Here is a 16856-nt window from a genome sequence, read left to right as displayed (position 1 = left end):
CGTCAGCGAGTACGGACGTCCACGCCGTTCCAGAACGCTACCCGCCCCTTGATGCGGCGGGCCAGCGGTGACGGGTGGCGATAGGTGAAGGCTGCGCTACGGAGAGTGATTCCTCCCGCCGCGACGTCGTAATAGCTGGCGACGCCCTTCCAGAAGCACAGACTCTTGGCCCGGTTCGCGACCAACACACCGTCGACGACGTCGCGCTCAGGGAAGTAGACATTTCCCTCGACGATCACGACGTCGTCGGTGGTCGCGATCGGCGTGTCGCCCAAGAAGGCGGTGGCGGTGGTCATGGCGTCCTCGATTCGTCGTCCCCCATGGGGAACCCGGTCACCGCCAACGATCCTTCCAGGCACGTCGGTATGAGAGTAGGCGCGTGGCGAAGGCTTATTCGACCGCCCACTGGTGTGGGCGGCTTTCACCACCGGTGCGTGTTTGGTGGTTCAGAGTGCGTCTTCAACAATCTCCGTGGCGTACGTCGCGGAAATGTCGATCGGAATGCAGATGGTGAACTCCGGGGAGGCCGAGGTGCTGGTTGACAGCTTCAAGGGGTGGCACGACAGGTGTTGATGGCAGTCGCCCACGGCGCAGTCCGAGTTGCCGCGGTGTTCGTTTGGCGTGCCTGGGCAGGGTGAGGTCGCGTCAGTGTCCTTCACGCTGCCCGGCCTCACCCTGCCCAATGAGTCGTCATGCCGAGTGCAGAACCTCTGCGTGTCGCATCTCGTGGACATTGCCGATCTGCGAGAAGAAGCCGGCGGCCCTGGGGTCGCTGGGCATCTCGTGAGCGGCGCGATCTGCGGCTTCCTTCGACCCCCAGACGATTATCTCCAGGTACGACCCGTCATCGCACTTGGCCAGGTGCGCTCCGCAGAAGTCTTCTCCGTAGCTCTCCTTCAACAACCGCACCAGATCATCCCTATGTGCGATCAGATCCACGTCGTTGGCAGATTCGAATCTCACGTATTCGATCGTTCGCATGTAGCAGCGCTCCCATTGGTTGGTAACGGACTCATGTTCAAAGTCCGTTACGGACCGTATCACGCTTTTTCTCTGAGAATGCGTTACTCTGAGCTGGTGCAAAGCGACCTCGCCGAGATGCCTTGGATCGATGGCGACCTTGTGCTCGCAGTGGCCAATACCGTTGTCCTCGACTTCCCGGGCGATCCGACCTCTCCTAGCCTGGACATGCTGGCCCAAGAAGAAACCTTGGCTACCTGGCGCCGCCGAGTGCCCGACGCCGCGGTGGCCGAACTACCGCTCGGGGCGCTCCTAGAGCTACGCAGCGCAATACGCGCCGCTCTGGACGCAATCGACCGGATCTGCCCGGTACCTGATGATGCACGCGACCAACTCAACACCTGGGCCGCAGGCGCGCCGATCACCTTCACGCTCACCGCGACAGGGCGCCTGAGCTTCGTGGAGGTAGCTGATGATGTCATCGGCCGCCTCGCCCGCGAGACGTTGCGGAGTTTCGACGAGAAGTCGGGCGACAGAATCGTTCGCCGCTGCCCAGCGCCCGGTTGTGGCATGTTCTTTCGGCCAGGTAGACGCGATCAGAGTTGGTGCACAGTGCGCTGTGGCACCCGGGCACGCGCGGCTCGTCACCGACAGCAGGGCCAGCGCGGGAAAGAAGGCCGGTGACAACATATCCACAGCGGACGAACTCCTTGGGCGCTGCATGCCCAAGCTTCCACTTCTGAGCCGGACGAGCTCCCATCAGTGACGTGTGCCTACCGTGTCAACGCGTTCGAGGCGAGCCATCCACACGCTCCAGTCGAAGGCACGACCCGGCACCCACAACCCATGTTCATATTGGGAAGGACCGAAACACCCTTAACCCGACGATATTTGCAGATATTTCCGCCAGACGCGCAGGCTCTTACTGATCGGCCACGCAGACATCCTCGTCGAACAAACATCTATCGGCACTCCACCCTCATGTGCCGGACGTCAGAATTGGCAGCTATGCGCCGTCGATGTTCGCGAAGTGGCTGACAGTGGGGAATGGCTCGTAGAAATGATGGAGCAGCGTCCTCCACTGCTGGTAGCCCTCTGATGTGCGGAATCCCTCAGTGTGGTCTTCGACCGTATCCCACTGAACCAACAGTAAATACGTGTCGGGATCTTCGACGCAGCACGACAAATCCAGGCGCCGAAAGCCGGGCGTTGCGGCAAAGATCGTCTTCGCCTCCGAAAACGCCGCACGGAATTCTTCACCGAGACCAGGCTCTACATGCAGAACCGCATGTTCAAGAATCATCGCACCAGCATGACACCCAGAAGTCGCCCACTCCAGACTGCGGCCAAGACTTCAGTCCTTCCGAATACGCTGCCACGTTCTGCGGACGCGGGCTAGTGCGGTGATTGCACCGGACGCGACGGGCCGAGCCAACTGCGACCGAACGTCGGCGATGGACGCGTTCCACGGCGCGTCGTTGTAGGTCGGGTAGGGGTGGGTGGTTCCGGCCAGATCGCGTGTCCGCAGACCCTGCTTGATTGCCAGCACCATCTCGCCGATCGTCTCACCGGCGCGGGGGCCGACGACGGTCGCTCCGACGATGCGATGCTTACCGTCGACGACGAGACGGCTGAAGCCTCGTGTCTCGCCCTCCGCGACGGCGCGATCCGCGTGCTCATGGCCGAGAGTGTGCACGCGGAGACCGGGGATTCGGCGGGCGGCCTCGGTATCGATTCCGGCGACGGCGATCTCGGGGTCGGTGAAGGTCACGCGCGGAGTGCCGGTTCGGTCGACGGCGCGGCGCAACCCCAGGATTGCGTTGGTCGCGGCGATACTGCCGTGCATTCCGGCCGTATGAGTGAACTGGGGGTGACCGGTGAGATCGCCCGCCGCCCAGATCCTCTGATTGGCGGTGCGAAGGTGATCATCGACGGTGACGAAACCTCGGCGATCGACGGTGACGCCGGCCGCGTCCAGTCCGATCGACGCCGTTCGCGGCTTGCGTCCGACGGCAATGAGCAGACTGTCGAACTCGAGGCGGCGACCGTCCGCGAGAACGAGTGCCTGGCCGGTGACGGACTCTGCCGTTGCTCCGGTCAGAACATCGACTCCATCATCGATCAGGCTCTGAGCGACAAGCGCGGCGGCTTCTCGGTCTTCGGCCGGAAGGATCGAATCCGCGGATTCGACGATGGTGACCGCCGAGCCGAGTCTGGCGAAGGCCTGTGCAAGTTCGCATCCGATGCTTCCGCCGCCGAGCACCGTCAGCCGAGGAGGAAGTTCGGTGAGCCCCCAAATTGTCTCGCTGGTGAGGTAATCGACTTGGTCGAGCCCCGGCAGGTTCGGTACCGCAGGGGCGGCCCCCGTCGCGATCACCGCCTGCCCGAAAGTGATGGTGTGCGCCCCGACGGAGAGGGAGCGAGGGCCCGCGAAGCGGGCCGTGCCGCTGACGACATTCACGTTCGCGGCGCGGAGTGTTTCGGGCGAATCGACCGGTGCGATGGTCTCGATCGCTCCCTGCACATGTTTCATCACTCGGGAGAAGTCGACGGTCACGTTCGAGGCGTCGATTCCGAATGCGTGTCCGCGACGCATCGCTGCGGCCACCGATGCCGCGGCGAGCAACGCCTTCGAAGGGACGCATCCGGTCCACAAGCAGTCTCCTCCGGTGCGGTCGCGTTCGACCAACACCACTTTCGCGCCGAAGCCTGCCGCCGTTTTCGCCGCGACAATCCCCGCGGATCCTCCACCGATCACAACGAGATCGGCAGATTCGGGAATTGACTGTTCAACCGGCGGCACCACGGCGGCGAACTCTGCCCGGGTCACTGGAGGTCACCGCGGACGAGGCGATCGATGACCTGCCGCATATGAGTGACGCTGTCTCTCTGAGGCATCCGCCGAGCTGTCCACCGCGAAAGGGCAGTGTTGATCTGGCGGTACTCGTCCGCCGCCGCGTTGCACTTGTCGCATTCGGCCAGATGTGCCTCCAACCGACGGATTTCGTTCGCGTCGAGCAACGCTGCCGGGTCGGAGTCCAGGTAACGCTGAATCCGTCGCGCCGACCAATGGCACGTCAGCATTGTGCGCACAGCCCTGATCATCGCTTCTCCTTCATGCTGGCCGCGAAGCTCGGCCGCAAGTGTTTCCTCACGCGGTCGCGCGCACGGCTGAGCCTCGACATCACGGTCCCCACCGGAACGCCGAGGGCGTCGGCGGCTTCGCTGTAGGTGAGTTGATCGACATCGATCAGGAACAGCACCGTCCGGAACTTCGAGTCCAAGGCCTGCACGGCCCGTTCCAGATCGGCCGGCAAGATAGACGCCATGATCCGATCCTCGGTACTGGGTGGGTCTACCCCGAAGGCTGGTCTGGCACCGGGGTAGACCGCGACGTCCTCAACAGCATCCGGGCGCCGGCGTCGGTGCATGTTCATATTCGTGTTCCTCAGGATCGTCAACAACCACGCCCGCGGGTAGCGGCCGTCGAAACGGTCGACACTCCGCCAGGCCCGCACCAATGTCTCCTGGACGAGATCCTCCGCGTCCGCCGGCCCGGTCAACGTCCTCGCCACCCTCAACAGGACCTCGATCTCGGGTTCGACATGCTGGCGGAACCCGCGGGCACGCTCGTCGTGGTCGTCTGGCTCGGGTGGATGCACACTGGGGTAACCCCCCGACCGTCCCGCCGTGTTCCCGATTCGAAAAGAGATGCTGCGGAACACCGACGAAATGGATTACCCGTGAGACGACCGGCCCGTTACCGTGCCTCGGCCCGCTTCTACGACCTCATCTCTGCCGAATGGCCGGTATACCGCGCCGGCCGTGTCGCGGCGATCGAGTTGCTCGCGCTGAAACCGGGCGAAAACGTCCTCGACATCGGCTGCGGAACGGGCCTAAACTTCTCCCACATCCAGCAACGGATCGGCCCGACGGGGTCGATCACCGCGATCGACGCGAGTGCCCAGATGCTCGACCAGGCGCGACGACGTACCCGTTCGGCGGGATGGAACAACGTGCGCTTCGTCGAGGCCGACGGCACCAGCCTTGATCCGGCGGACCTCGGCGGGGGCGGCACGTTCGATGCCGCCCTCAGTACCTACGTGTTGTCGCTGATGCCGAATTGGCCGCGGGCGCTCGCCACGATGATCGACGTGACCCGCCCCGGTGGTCGGGTGGCGGTCGTCGACATGCAGAAACCGGTCGGGCCTGCCGCGGTGTGGACTCCGCTCGCCCGGTTGGCGTGCCTGATGGGGGGATCGGACATCAACGCGCACCCCTGGAGGATGATCGATTCCTCGCTTACCGACGTTCGGGCCGCGTCCGCCCGCGGCGGGCACATCCAGGTTCGAGTGGGTTCGGTCGACGGGACGTCCAGGCACGGCACCGATCCGTAGACGCGGATTTATCCCGACGTCTGACCTCTAGAACCCCCGAACATCCGCGACCACAGGCTCGGCCGCCCGTCGCCGTGCGCACCCCCGACCATGTCGTGGACGCGCTCGGGAAACTCGCGTTCGATCGCGGCCAGCACTGCGTTGACACTGGGGTTGACCAGGGCCAGATTGCCCACGAACACGGTGGGGACGGTTTCGTCGCCGCCAGTTGCCGCGCGGACCCGTTCCGCTGCACCACTGTCCTCCCAGATGTCGATGTCGGTCGTGCTGACTGCGCGCCGGCGCAGACCACGGCGCAGATTCATACAGAACGGACAGCCCGGACGCCACATCACTTCGACTCCGTCGACGTAGTGGGTAGAATTCATATCGAGCCTCCTTGGTAGGTATGACGAGTCCATGCAGGCTCTTCTCAATACGAAACCCCCTTTACAGCATGATCCCTTCCCTCAGGTTCACAGGATGTGGCACGACCGCGGCGCGTCACGCCCCGGGCCTGCGGCGGGCGGCCAGATATCCCACACTTGCCACGCAAAAGGGCACCAGATAGTTCACGAGCACACGAACCCAGGTGCCGCCGTCAGCGGTTCCGTCGACCACGATGGAACCCTGATTGACCACCGACAACACGGTCCCGACCACTGCCGCGGTCGGGACCGCAGTTCGCGCGGTGGCTCCGCGCACAAACATTCGCAACGCCTCGACCGGCCGAGTCCATCCGTCGGTCGATGCTGCCGCACCCGAACTCCGTGTGGGCGCGTTTTCGTCTCGGTCCTCGGGTTCCATAGTTCGTCTGCCGTTTCGTCGCAATCACAAGGCATCTCTGCGACCGATATCGGTCTACTGTGGGAATAGTGCACGGAGCCAAGGGGTTCCCTACACGAAATGCCAGCACATCGTTAGGAAGATTTTATGCCCCGCATTCCAGTTCACACGATCGACTCCGCCCCCGATGAGACCACAGCAACTCTGCAGGCGCTAGCGAAACGAACCGGCAAAGTCCTCAACATTCACGGCGAGATGGCGCATTCACCGGTCGTGATGGCCGCATACTCCGGGATCGCAGATGCCATCGCCCAGCACGGGAGTTTCGACGCACGTACCCGCGAGGCCATCGCTCTCGCCGTCGGCGCGGTCGACTCCTGCGACTACTGCCAGTCTGCCCACACACTCTCCGCGACCCGCGCAGGGCTCAAAGAAGAGCAAACCATCGCAATCCGGCGTGGCGACGACGACTTCGACAACAAACTCGCGGCGTTGCTGAACGTGGTCCGCGAGGCCACCCGCGACGTCGGCAACGTGGACGACACGACCTGGAAGATCGCGCTCGACGCAGGGTGGACCGAACACGAGCTCACCGAAGCCTTCGCGCACCTCGCCGTGAACCTGTTCACCAACTATTTCAACCACTACGTAGGCACCGAACTCGACGTTCCCGCGGCCCCGGAGTTGATCGCGCCGTGACCAACCGGGTTCGGCCGGAGGTCGTCGTCTTCGACGTCGTCGAAACGCTCGCATCACTCGACCCCGTGCGAGCCCGGCTGAACCAGCTCCAGCAGCCGAACTTGCTGCTGGAGCGGTGGTTCACCCGACTGCTACGTGACGCCATGGCGATCACCGCAGCCGGCGACTACCGAGCCTTTCTCGACGTCGCCGCCTCCGCGCTGCGGGCCGAGACACACGGTGAACTGTCCGACTCCGACGTCAACTTCGCGGTCGCCGGGTTCGGCGAACTCACCGCCCAACCGGAGGCGGCGGCAGCCATCGACGCCGCCAAAGAAGCGGGCTTCCGAATCTTTACTCTCTCCAACGGGTCCGAAGAGTCGACTCGCGGTTTCTTCGACCGCTCGGGCCTTGCACCGAAGATCGACGAGGTGCTCTCGGTCGAGGCGGTCAAAGCGTGGAAACCCGCGCCCGCACCGTACAAGTTGGCCGTCGACCGCGCCCAGGTGCCCGCGGACCGGATGGCACTCGTCGCGGTGCACTCGTGGGACATCCACGGAGCCAACCTGGCCGGCCTGACCACCGGATGGTGCCCACAACTCGAAACCGTTCCCACGCCGGTGTTCACGAGCGCGGATGTCACATCAGACAGTTTGTCGGGAGTCATTCACGCCCTCGCTCGTCTACCTTCCTGATCTACCAACCCCATCGGGCGCTGAGCGCCTGCCGAGGACTCGCTAAGCTGCGCGCCTCGAGCAGTCCCCTGGAAATCATAGCTGCAGGCGTTCCCGGCGAGTAGATTTCGGCTGTACCAGTAGCAGTCGACCGCGGAGTGTGCGATGAACGAGGACAGCAGCCGCGTGGACCGGAGTAGTCCGACCGAACACCCCGGCCGGACTACCGCGCCGCCATGGTTGAAGCAGGCCATCTTCTACGTCCTGCTCGCAGTCGCCGCCTACCAGATGTCCGGTTGGCTGTTCCATAATCTGCGTGGGTTCCTCGGGCTGCTGTTTTTGGCATGGCTGTTCAGTGTCACCATCGAGCCGATCGTCGACTGGATCGAGAACCGCGGCTTGCGCCGCGGCGCCGCGACCGGACTGGTGCTGTTGGCAATGTTCGTCGCCGGTATCGCATTCGTGGCAATGTTCGGAGCGTTGCTGGCCGAGCAACTCGCCGAACTTCTCAAGGCCTTGCCCGGAGCGCTCTCATCCGTTACCGAATGGTCCAACAGGGTCTTCGACACCGACTTCGCCACGGGTGCTGACCTTCTCAATCTCACACCCGAGACCATCCGCGACCTCGCGCAAGAGTTCACACCCGGGATCCTGGGAGTGTTGTCGTCAGTGGTCGGGGTGGTGTTCCAGGCATTCACGATGCTGTTGTTCGTGTTCTACATGTCGGCGCAGGGTCCGGCGTTTCGCCGCACGATCTCGAGTTGGTTCCCGGCCCGCCAACAACAGATCATCTCGGTGGTGTGGGAGATCTCGGTCGAGAAGGCCGGCGGCTACGTGGTGTCGCGTCTGGTACTCGCGGCGGTGAGCACCGTCGCTACCGGCGTCTTCCTCGTGATCATCGACGTGCCCTATTGGCTTCCACTCGCGTTGTGGACGGGGGTCGTGTCGCAATTCGTCCCCACACTGGGCACCTACCTCGCGATCGCGCTCCCCGCGATCATCGCAGCGGCGGCCCAGCCGATGGACGGAGTGTGGGTCGTGGCGTTCGGAACTGTCTACCAGCAGATCGAAAACTACGTGCTACATCCGCGCATCACCTCCAAGACGGTGTCCATCCACCCGGCTGTTGCATTCGGTTCGGTGATCGTGGGCGCGTCCCTGTTCGGCGCTATCGGTGCCCTCGTCTCGGTTCCGGTGGTGGCGGTGATCCAGGCCCTCGTCGAAACCTATGGACGGCGTTACGAACTCGCTGCCGACACGCCCTCTCCGCCGCCGGATACCGTCGCTGACGACGCGCCGGACCTCGGCAGAGGTGACACGCCGAACCTCGGCAGAGGCGACGCGCCGGAGCAGTGACCGCGGCCCTGGTCGACAAAGGACGCCGGCTGCAACTGCGCGGACTCTCGGGAGGAATCAATCATGTCGGCAACCGATATACGCGGCAACGGCGGCAGTTGCCAGCACACAGCAGACGACAACTACCACAGCCACGAACGTGAACGCCGAGGTGGTGAATCCTCTCAGTCATTCGGTGGCGACGCCCGCAGCGATCGCTGCTCCTGCCAGCGCCCCGGCTGGAAGGAGCAGCGCCAAGGATCCCACGGTTTCTTGCCGGCAGGGATCTCCGTGACACTCGACCAGGCTCGATGGGTGAATGGACCCCTGCCTTGCCCGGTCACGGCACGAAACGCGGCGGGCGTGTCGACGAGCACCGCCCGACACGCCCGGACGACTACGAGAACGACGCCGAAGTACTCGTCTGCCACACTCTGGACTCCGACGACGGACTCGTCACCAATCCGCGAACGGAACATCGAATCCGCTACAACAGTCAACTGGAAGGCCCGAACATATGCGCCTGAAACGCATCTCAACCGTCATGGCAGCGGCCGCTGGCATGACGGCCACCCTCGGCACCGGTGTCGCCGACGCCGCTGGCACGTTCAACTACGGCGACACCATCCGCTCGTTCGTCACCTACTCCGGTAGCGACTGCCTCGGCTGGACCGAATGGCAGGACGACGGATCCAGGTACGACGGGTACACCTGCGACGGTTGGATCGAAATTCAGCAGAGCGCCGACCCCGGACGTTGGGTGGGGATCGAACCGAAGCCGACCGCAGAAACGTCGGTGACCTGCCACATGACCAACCTTGCGAACGCGCAAACGCTCCTGTACGAGACGACCTACTGGGACTCACCCGGCACCGGGTCGTTGAGGTCGTTGGGGTCGTTGGGTCCGCCGGCCCCCATGTGCATGATCCAGTTGCCATAACACCCCCCTGCCCGCGCACCGACTGTGGTTCGCGGGCAGGGCAGGCCACTCCGGAGACATCCCTTATTGGGACAATGCACCTAGCCCCAATCGCATAAGCGAAACTGCGACACCTGCCCTAATCGCCCCGTAGGACGCCGCCGCGCTTGCCGGTGTTCCAAGTCAGAGGTCATAGCCCGAGTCGCGGACACGCGACGCCGTAGAAATATCAATCACGTATCTGTCGGTGGCACAGTCTCGACGGTTGCATCGCTTCGTATGCTTCGTACACAGCAGAAAGTGATTCGAGATCCTGGCGTGGAAAGTCACGCAGGTCGAGTCGGCCACCACACATCCAGGGCGCAGCTAGTGTCTTGGCCTCCACCAGTTTCCGCCAGCGAGTTCGGATGGCAGGCTGAAATTCACGGTGTCATTGCCGGCAGAGAGAGGAACTGACTGGTCTCGGGTCGGTCCCGTTGGTTTCTCGGATCTTGATTGGTGTGGACCCTGGTGAACGAGGTGGAGAGTGGAGAGCCAGGATTCTCGAAAGAAGACAAGCGGATAGTGGCTGGCGGAATGCGGCAGCAGGTCGGCCTGACGCTGACTGTCACCTTTCTTCCGATTACTGCCCTGGTTGCGTGGTTCTGCATCGGGTCAAAGCTCTTCTCTACTCCGGACTCAGCACGACCACCGACACCCGAGAGGAACATCTCGAACCCGGCCCCTGGATCACCGACTATCGGATAGTTCCCCGATGCGCTCCTGCCGTCTATTCTCGGTGGGAATGTAGCGGTGCCGGTCGGCGGAAGCGATCGGCCCGTTCGCGAAACCGGCGAATCTGGGTGCGTTCCTCATCCCGGCCATTGGCGCGGACCTGATCAGTCACGTGCTCGTCGGTGCCCATCTTCCGCCGATATTCGGGTCTCAAAGACCGGTTGTGCGGGTAGCACGAAAACGTATGCGCAACAGTGCTTTGTCTCGTTCTTGGATGATGTTGGTGCGAGCGATACCGGCGTGACGATCGTCCGATACCGCTACCGCGCCTACCCGAGTCGATCCCGCCACATCTATAACGTTGACGAGCAGGAGCACCCGCCCGCGGTCGAATTGCTCGACATCGTTGACACGTTCTTGTTGCCAACGGGGAACAGCACCCATAACGTTAGAACTATCCGTGATTCGAGTCACTCCAGCCCGTTGTTCGGCCGGTCCCCGTTACCGGGGGCAACCAGGGGCGCGGCCGACCAGCCGTAACAGGGAGTTGTGCCAGTGCAAAAGCTGAAGGAGTTCGGATTACTCGGTGAATTGGCCGCGGAGTTTCTCGCCACCAGTGTCCTGATCATGATCGGCTGCGGTGCCGTTGCCCAGGTCGTTGCCGGTGGCGACAGTGTCGGCAATTACAACACCATTGCCTGGTCTTGGGGATTGGGCGTGACGCTGGCAATCTACATCGCCTCCCGGACAAGCGGCGCCCACATCAACCCGGCGGTGACCGTGGCTTTCGCAACCTTCGGCGACTTCCCGTGGCGCAAAGTACCGCTATATGTGGTGGCGCAGACGTTCGGTGCATTTGTCGGGGCCCTGGTGGTCCGGGTGGGGTACGCCGATCTGCTCGCCGCGGCCGACCCCGGGCACACCAGCGCAACGCAGGGTGTCTTCTCCACCATGCCCGGTAACGGCACACTCCCGGTGAGCGTCATGGGGGCCTTCACGGATCAGATCATCGGCACGGCGATCCTGGTGCTGCTGATCTTCGCGATCGTCGACCGGCGAAACACCTCCCCGGCGGCCAACCTCGCACCGTTCATGATCGGGTTGATCGTCGTCGCAATCGGCATGGCGTGGGGCGCTAACGCCGGCTACGCCATCAACCCCGCGCGCGACTTCGGTCCCCGACTGGCGTCGTACCTGACGGGCTACGCCACCGCATTCACAGACCCATCCGGCTATCCATACTTCTGGGTTCCCATAGTCGCGCCGGTCATCGGTGGTCTCATCGGCGCCGCGATCTACATACAGCTCATCGCTCGGTTCCTGCCACCGCCGCCGCATCCCGACCTCGATGCGATGACACCACACGGGGAACAGCTGAAGACATGACCCCCGCGCCGGCAGTCAACCGACACATCCACAGCGACCGAAAGGCCAATCCGCATGCCTGATTTCGTCGGTGCCGTAGACCAGGGCACGACCAGCACTCGCTTCATGGTCTTCGACCACGGCGGTCACGAGATCGCCCGCCACCAACTCGAACACGAGCAAATCCTGCCGCGCCCGGGTTGGGTCGAGCACAATCCGGTGGAGATCTGGGAACGCACGTCGGCGGTACTGCAAACCGCCATGAACCGGTTCGGAATCGGTCCCGCCGATCTGGCGGCGCTAGGGATCACGAACCAGCGTGAGACGGCAGTGGTATGGGACCGTCGGACCGGACGGCCGTACTACAACGCGATCGTCTGGCAGGACACCCGCACCGACCGGATCGCCTCCGCCCTCGACGAGACAGAGGCCGGTCAGATCATCCGCCAAAAGGCGGGGCTTCCGCCGGCCACCTACTTCTCCGGCGGCAAAATACAGTGGATCCTCGACAATGTTGACGGTGTGCGGGCCGCAGCCGACCGCGGCGAGGCGATCTTCGGCACGATCGACACCTGGCTGTTGTGGAACCTGACCGGCGGTGTCGACGGCGGCGTCCACATCACCGACGTCACCAACGCCAGTCGCACCATGCTAATGAACCTCGAAACCCTGGACTGGGACGACGAGTTGCTCTCCTTTTTCGGAGTTCCCCGTCGGATGCTGCCGGAGATCCGACCATCCTCCGCCCCGGACCTGCATGGCCACACCACTACTCATGGTCCGCTCGGCGGCGTGGTTCCACTGTCCGGGGACGTCGGCGACCAGCAGGCCGCAATGCTCGGGCAGGTGTGCCTGACGGCAGGGGAGGCCAAGAACACCTACGGCACCGGGAACTTCCTGCTGCTCAACACCGGTGAAAAGCTCGTGCGATCACACAACGGATTGCTCACCACGGTCTGCTACAAGTTCGGCGATCAGAAGCCGGTTTACGCGCTCGAGGGATCCATCGCGGTCACTGGTTCAGCCGTCCAATGGCTACGTGACCAGTTGGGGATCATCCAGGGTGCCTCGCAGAGTGAGTCACTGGCGGCGGAGGTCGAGGACAACGGCGGGGTGTACTTTGTGCCCGCCTTTTCGGGCCTGTTCGCACCGTACTGGCGCTCCGATGCACGCGGCGCCATTGTGGGGCTGTCGCGCTTCAACAACAATGCCCACATCGCCAGGGCCACCCTCGAAGCGATCTGCTACCAGAGCCGCGACGTCGTCGACGCCATGTACAAGGATTCCGGCGTCCCGCTCGAGGTGCTCAAGGTCGACGGTGGGGTTACCGCGAACAATCTGTGCATGCAGATCCAGGCCGACATTCTGGGGGTCCCGGTCAGCCGGCCCGTCGTTGCGGAAACCACCGCCCTCGGGGCTGCATACGCGGCGGGGTTGGCCGTCGGGTTCTGGCAGTCCCTCGACGAACTCCGGGAGAACTGGAACGAAAGCCGACGTTGGCACCCCCAATGGAACGACAGCGAGCGCGAAAGTGGCTACGCAGGATGGCAAAAGGCCGTCAAACGCACACTCGACTGGGTGGAAATCCACTGACCGAGGCGTTTCGTCGTCTGTCCGACACACTGACGGTATCCGGCTGCGGGATGCGGTTCGAATCAGACTCCGGGCAGAAATCCGACGACGGTAACAACGATGGTTGTGATAACCGCCATCGAGACGGTATTGCCGACGAACGGATGGAAGTCCTTCGGCAAGCGCGACGAGATCGGTTTTGCGATGGCGGGCAGAGTAAGGCGCCCGCGACCGAACCGGCAACTATGGATAGGGCGCTTCCGTTGAATGCCAATACCGTCGCTGGAGCTACTGATACCTCTCGACGAGTGCACTACTAGGACTTGGCCCATTCCAGCAGGTCGTCGACGGGCCATGTGTTGACGACCCGGTCGGCCTCGACACCACACCGCATCGCCCGATCACATCCGTAGCCCTGCCACGCGAGCTGCCCGGGGGCGTGAGCGTCGGTGTCGATCGCGAACAGGCACCCGAGATCCACGGCCAGATCGATCAGGCGACTCAGCGGATCGCGGCGCTCGGGACGGCTGTTGATTTCGACGGCGGTGTCGTGGTCCCGGCAGGCCGTGAACACCTTCTCGGCGTCGAACGTCGACTCTGGTCGGGTACCGCGCGCACCCTCAACGAGGCGTCCTGTGCAGTGGCCGAGCACAGCGACCACGGGATTCTGCACGGCCGCGACCATCCGCCGAGTCATGGCCCCGCGTTCCGCTCGCAACTTCGAATGCACGCTTGCGACCACGATGTCGAGTTCACCGAGAAGATCCAGATCCTGGTCGAGGGAACCGTCATCCAAGATGTCGACCTCGATTCCGGTGAGGATGCGCAGCGGCGCCAGTTCTTCATTCAGGCGGGCTATCACGTCGAGTTGGGACCGCAGACGCCGCGCGGACAAACCGTTGGCAACCGCAAGTCGCGGCGAATGGTCTGTGAGAGCACAGTATTCGTGTCCGATGACGGCCGCGCTGCGCATCATTTCGTCGATCGGGCTGCCGCCGTCGGACCAGTTCGAATGAGTGTGCAGATCTCCCCTGAGCGCCGTTCGCAGCGCACCTTCCCCGATGGGCTCGGCGGCCTCGCGTAACTCCGCAAGATACGCGGGCACTCCGCCGTGCGACTCACGGATCACCGTCGCCGTCTTCGGTCCGATACCCGGCAAGTCGTCCCAGCTGTTAGTGCGCCGGCGAAGATCCCGCTGGTCGGCGGACAACCCGGCGACCACGTCCGCCGCCCGCCGATAGGCCTTCACCCGATGAGTCTCCGCCCGCGAACGTTCGAGCCAGAACGCCGTCTCACGCAGGGCCTGCACCGGGTCCATCGGGCTGTCGGCGTCCACCACTCCAGTGTCGCGCCAAGTTGGACGTCACCGCAAAGCTTCGGCCGGCGAAACGGCGAGGGCAGGAAGTTCCCTGCCCTCGCCAGTGGCTCACGCCTCGATGATGCCGGCACCGATCGCGTCGGTGACCATGCCCATCGGCAGCCCGGGAACGGCTGTGTTCTCGTGGAAATCGGTCACAGCCTGGTCGAAGGCAGCAACAGCGCCTTCACCACCTGGCAGCGAGGACACCGAATCGCGGACCTGCTGGTCGACGACTGGGGCGGAGGCGACCATGTCGCGGACCGCGGTCGCGGCTGCGGCGCCGACCGGGTTCGCCTCCCACTCTTCGAGGGTCGCCTCGGTCTGGGCGGTGATGGCAGCCTGGTCGATGTCCGGGATCTCGGTCTCGATCGGATCGCTGAGATCGCCAGTGCCGTACGCGGTCGCCGTGGTGACACCGGCCGCGCCGCCCGCGAGAGCCCCGCCCACCACCGCCGGGATGCCGGCGACCGCTGCGCCGATAGCGCCGCCCGCAAGCGTGCCGAACATACCGACCGAAACGCCAACGATCGGCACCGTAGAGATCAAGGGGATAGCACTCGTGCCGCCGATCGTCCCGCCCACCAGGGCGCCGCCGACCGCCGAGGGCAGTCCAACGGCCGTTGCCCCGGCCAGTGCACCGGCTGTAGCGCCGCCGAGCTGCGCGGCCGCCAGACGTTCCGCCTCATCGGCTTCAAGGCCGGTCGAGCGCCAGAAGTCGGTGACCTGCGCCTCGACCACGGCTGTCTGATTGTTGGTGCGGTCCGCGGTGTCCTCGGTGATCCAGTTCGGGCGTTCAGCGACGTACCGGCCGATGCGGATCTTGTCTTCCGGAGCCTGAATCGGCGCCGTGAATTCCTCGATCTGCGTAGGCAGGTGAAGCCGCGAGTAGTCGACGGGAGCGACGTAGTTGCCCTCCTCGTAGGTGGGAGCGACGTACTGGTTCGAGTCGTAGTTCCAGTTGGCGAGCGGCTTCGCCTCCTGCTGGTATTCGACCGGAACCGGGACCCAGGTCTTTGTCGACTTGGAAGGCGCGATGCCGGGCTGCGACGGAGCGGGCGCGACGCCGGGCTGCGACGGAGCGGGCGCGACGCCGGCCTGTGACGGATCAGCGAACGCGACACCGCCGCACGCAGCAACGATGACCGCCGTGGTCATTGCAGTGGTTCCCGCATTCCTGGCGGCCTTGGACTGCTTGCGGTGCTTGGCCATATATGTTTTCCCCTTCGATGGACGAATTCTCTGATCAGGCCGTTCTTTGTGAGAACGTCGGGTCCGTCGGTCTGACGGCGGAAGCGGAGGGCGCCGGCGTGGCAGACTGGGAGTTGGTGGGGTAGACCGTCCGAGTCGTGCTCGCGATTAAGCTTGGCGGCGACGAGGCTCCGGCGAGGCCTCCGGGATCGACAACGCCGCGGAATCGAGAACGCCGCAGTCGCCTCGCCTGGCAACGCGCGCATGATCGCCCACGGTCCCCCTCGGCGACAAGGTCGCCAGTGTCACGAAATCCCCCCGCCCAACTGCTTGTGAGACCGCTATCGTAATAGTCCGCGTGGACACGCCGGTTTCGGGGTCCCATCGGTTCGTTTCGAGGGACTCTCGGGTCAGGTGGAGCCGAGAATCGAAGGGGCATCGAGTGCCGCACGAGACCTGGAACCAGAAAACACCCGGGGTGCTGCGCCTACCGTCTGGGCGGCTGATTCGCGGCCGGGGCCTACGAAACCCCTTCCCCACAGGCGAAAAACCCCACTTCGGGGTGTACCTGCTGGGCAACGAGCCCGCACCGGTCGAGTGGGAGACCCGATGGGTGAAGTGGCGAGACTTCTGGCTGCCGTCCGACCGCGAAGCTTTCATTTCGGCGCTGCGTGAATCGCTTGAGCGTTCCGAGAGACAGCGCGTAGAGATCGCCTGCAGAGGCGGTTTCGGACGTACCGGGACAGCGATGTCCTGCCTCGCAGTACTCGACGGAGTACCGGCCGACAAAGCTGTCGACTACGTCCGCGAGAACTACTCGCGCAGAGCCGTCGAGACACCGTGGCAGAAACGGTTCGTCTCCCGGTTCGGCTAGAGCCGACGGGCTGACCGCATCGGAGCCGGGAGCCGGGAACTACACCAGCAAAATC

At 64.0% G+C, this 16856-nt stretch carries 20 protein-coding genes; 10 read left to right on the top strand and 10 right to left on the bottom strand.

Annotated elements, in window-relative coordinates; translation table 11 throughout:
• Window positions 1–2 precede the first annotated feature (2 nt).
• A complete protein-coding gene (locus RM2_RS15010; protein WP_072690373.1) occupies window positions 3–296 on the bottom strand; it encodes a DUF427 domain-containing protein in 294 nt (97 codons plus the stop codon).
• A 394-nt stretch (window positions 297–690) separates the two neighbouring features.
• Complete coding sequence (locus tag RM2_RS15005) at window positions 691–963, bottom strand: DUF1428 domain-containing protein (RefSeq protein WP_218017227.1); 273 nt, start codon at window positions 961–963, stop codon at window positions 691–693.
• A 114-nt stretch (window positions 964–1077) separates the two neighbouring features.
• On the opposite strand from RM2_RS15005, the gene RM2_RS25265 reads away from it, so the two are divergent.
• Window positions 1078–1644: a CGNR zinc finger domain-containing protein gene (locus RM2_RS25265; RefSeq protein ID WP_245813956.1), complete on the top strand. Its 567-nt coding sequence runs from the start codon at window positions 1078–1080 to the stop codon at window positions 1642–1644.
• Between the two features lie 322 nt (window positions 1645–1966).
• Here RM2_RS25265 and RM2_RS14995 read toward each other — a convergent pair whose 3' ends face one another.
• The 4 genes from RM2_RS14995 to RM2_RS14980 are packed head-to-tail and all read right to left on the bottom strand — an operon-like array spanning window position 1967 to window position 4622.
• On the bottom strand, window positions 1967–2263 hold the full coding sequence (locus RM2_RS14995; RefSeq protein ID WP_072690371.1) for an antibiotic biosynthesis monooxygenase family protein: 297 nt from the start codon (window positions 2261–2263) through the stop codon (window positions 1967–1969).
• Window positions 2264–2314: 51 nt separating this feature from the next.
• Window positions 2315–3790, bottom strand: a complete 1476-nt coding sequence (locus RM2_RS14990; protein WP_245813955.1) for a dihydrolipoyl dehydrogenase family protein — start codon at window positions 3788–3790, stop codon at window positions 2315–2317.
• Window positions 3787–4065, bottom strand: coding sequence for a zf-HC2 domain-containing protein (locus RM2_RS14985; protein ID WP_072690370.1), 279 nt, complete (start codon window positions 4063–4065; stop codon window positions 3787–3789). The genes RM2_RS14990 and RM2_RS14985 overlap by 4 nt, the downstream gene beginning before the upstream one ends.
• Complete coding sequence (locus tag RM2_RS14980; protein ID WP_072690369.1) at window positions 4062–4622, bottom strand: RNA polymerase sigma factor; 561 nt, start codon at window positions 4620–4622, stop codon at window positions 4062–4064. Before RM2_RS14980 ends, RM2_RS14985 begins: the two co-directional genes overlap by 4 nt.
• Before the next feature lie 81 nt (window positions 4623–4703).
• On the opposite strand from RM2_RS14980, the gene RM2_RS14975 reads away from it, so the two are divergent.
• Window positions 4704–5357 (top strand): class I SAM-dependent methyltransferase, encoded by a 654-nt coding sequence (locus tag RM2_RS14975; protein WP_072690368.1) that lies wholly within the window; start codon window positions 4704–4706, stop codon window positions 5355–5357.
• 8 nt (window positions 5358–5365) lie between these two features.
• Here the strand turns inward: RM2_RS14975 and RM2_RS14970 are convergent, their stop codons facing one another.
• Together RM2_RS14970 and nrtS are read right to left on the bottom strand one after the other, a co-directional pair.
• Window positions 5366–5725 carry a glutaredoxin domain-containing protein gene (locus tag RM2_RS14970; protein WP_072690367.1) on the bottom strand — a complete coding sequence of 120 codons (360 nt, stop codon included), beginning with the start codon at window positions 5723–5725 and terminating at the stop codon, window positions 5366–5368.
• 115 nt (window positions 5726–5840) lie between these two features.
• Window positions 5841–6047 (bottom strand): nitrate/nitrite transporter NrtS, encoded by a 207-nt coding sequence (nrtS, locus tag RM2_RS14965; protein WP_072690413.1) that lies wholly within the window; start codon window positions 6045–6047, stop codon window positions 5841–5843.
• 222 nt (window positions 6048–6269) lie between these two features.
• On the opposite strand from nrtS, the gene RM2_RS14960 reads away from it, so the two are divergent.
• The 7 genes from RM2_RS14960 (at window position 6270) to glpK (ending at window position 13400) form a co-directional block, all read left to right on the top strand.
• Window positions 6270–6821, top strand: a complete 552-nt coding sequence (locus RM2_RS14960) for a carboxymuconolactone decarboxylase family protein (RefSeq protein ID WP_072690366.1) — start codon at window positions 6270–6272, stop codon at window positions 6819–6821.
• Window positions 6818–7495, top strand: coding sequence for an HAD-IA family hydrolase (locus tag RM2_RS14955; protein WP_072690365.1), 678 nt, complete (start codon window positions 6818–6820; stop codon window positions 7493–7495). Before RM2_RS14960 ends, RM2_RS14955 begins: the two co-directional genes overlap by 4 nt.
• Before the next feature lie 144 nt (window positions 7496–7639).
• Window positions 7640–8830 (top strand): AI-2E family transporter, encoded by a 1191-nt coding sequence (locus RM2_RS14950; protein WP_072690364.1) that lies wholly within the window; start codon window positions 7640–7642, stop codon window positions 8828–8830.
• A gap of 290 nt (window positions 8831–9120) precedes the next feature.
• Window positions 9121–9336, top strand: a complete 216-nt coding sequence (locus RM2_RS14945) for a hypothetical protein (protein WP_072690363.1) — start codon at window positions 9121–9123, stop codon at window positions 9334–9336.
• A 17-nt stretch (window positions 9337–9353) separates the two neighbouring features.
• Entirely contained in the window at window positions 9354–9749 is a 396-nt protein-coding gene (locus tag RM2_RS14940) for a hypothetical protein (protein WP_169846740.1), read from the top strand.
• A 1248-nt stretch (window positions 9750–10997) separates the two neighbouring features.
• Complete coding sequence (locus RM2_RS14930; protein WP_072690360.1) at window positions 10998–11828, top strand: MIP/aquaporin family protein; 831 nt, start codon at window positions 10998–11000, stop codon at window positions 11826–11828.
• A 54-nt stretch (window positions 11829–11882) separates the two neighbouring features.
• The gene (gene glpK / locus RM2_RS14925; RefSeq protein ID WP_072690359.1) at window positions 11883–13400 is read left to right on the top strand and encodes a glycerol kinase GlpK; all 1518 of its coding nucleotides are present in this window, start codon (window positions 11883–11885) and stop codon (window positions 13398–13400) included.
• A 295-nt stretch (window positions 13401–13695) separates the two neighbouring features.
• Here glpK and RM2_RS14920 read toward each other — a convergent pair whose 3' ends face one another.
• Window positions 13696–14697 (bottom strand): PHP domain-containing protein, encoded by a 1002-nt coding sequence (locus RM2_RS14920; RefSeq protein WP_072690412.1) that lies wholly within the window; start codon window positions 14695–14697, stop codon window positions 13696–13698.
• A gap of 108 nt (window positions 14698–14805) precedes the next feature.
• Window positions 14806–15948, bottom strand: a complete 1143-nt coding sequence (locus tag RM2_RS14915) for an insoluble domain protein (RefSeq protein WP_072690358.1) — start codon at window positions 15946–15948, stop codon at window positions 14806–14808.
• A gap of 421 nt (window positions 15949–16369) precedes the next feature.
• On the opposite strand from RM2_RS14915, the gene RM2_RS14910 reads away from it, so the two are divergent.
• Window positions 16370–16801 (top strand): protein-tyrosine phosphatase family protein, encoded by a 432-nt coding sequence (locus RM2_RS14910; protein WP_072690357.1) that lies wholly within the window; start codon window positions 16370–16372, stop codon window positions 16799–16801.
• Window positions 16802–16856 lie beyond the last annotated feature (55 nt).

Origin of the sequence: Rhodococcus marinonascens NBRC 14363, assembly GCF_001894885.1 — a bacterium.
Lineage (GTDB): Bacteria > Actinomycetota > Actinomycetes > Mycobacteriales > Mycobacteriaceae > Rhodococcus_F > Rhodococcus_F marinonascens.
Note: the sequence above shows the minus strand (reverse complement) of the source record. Positions and strands in the feature narration are given on the sequence as shown.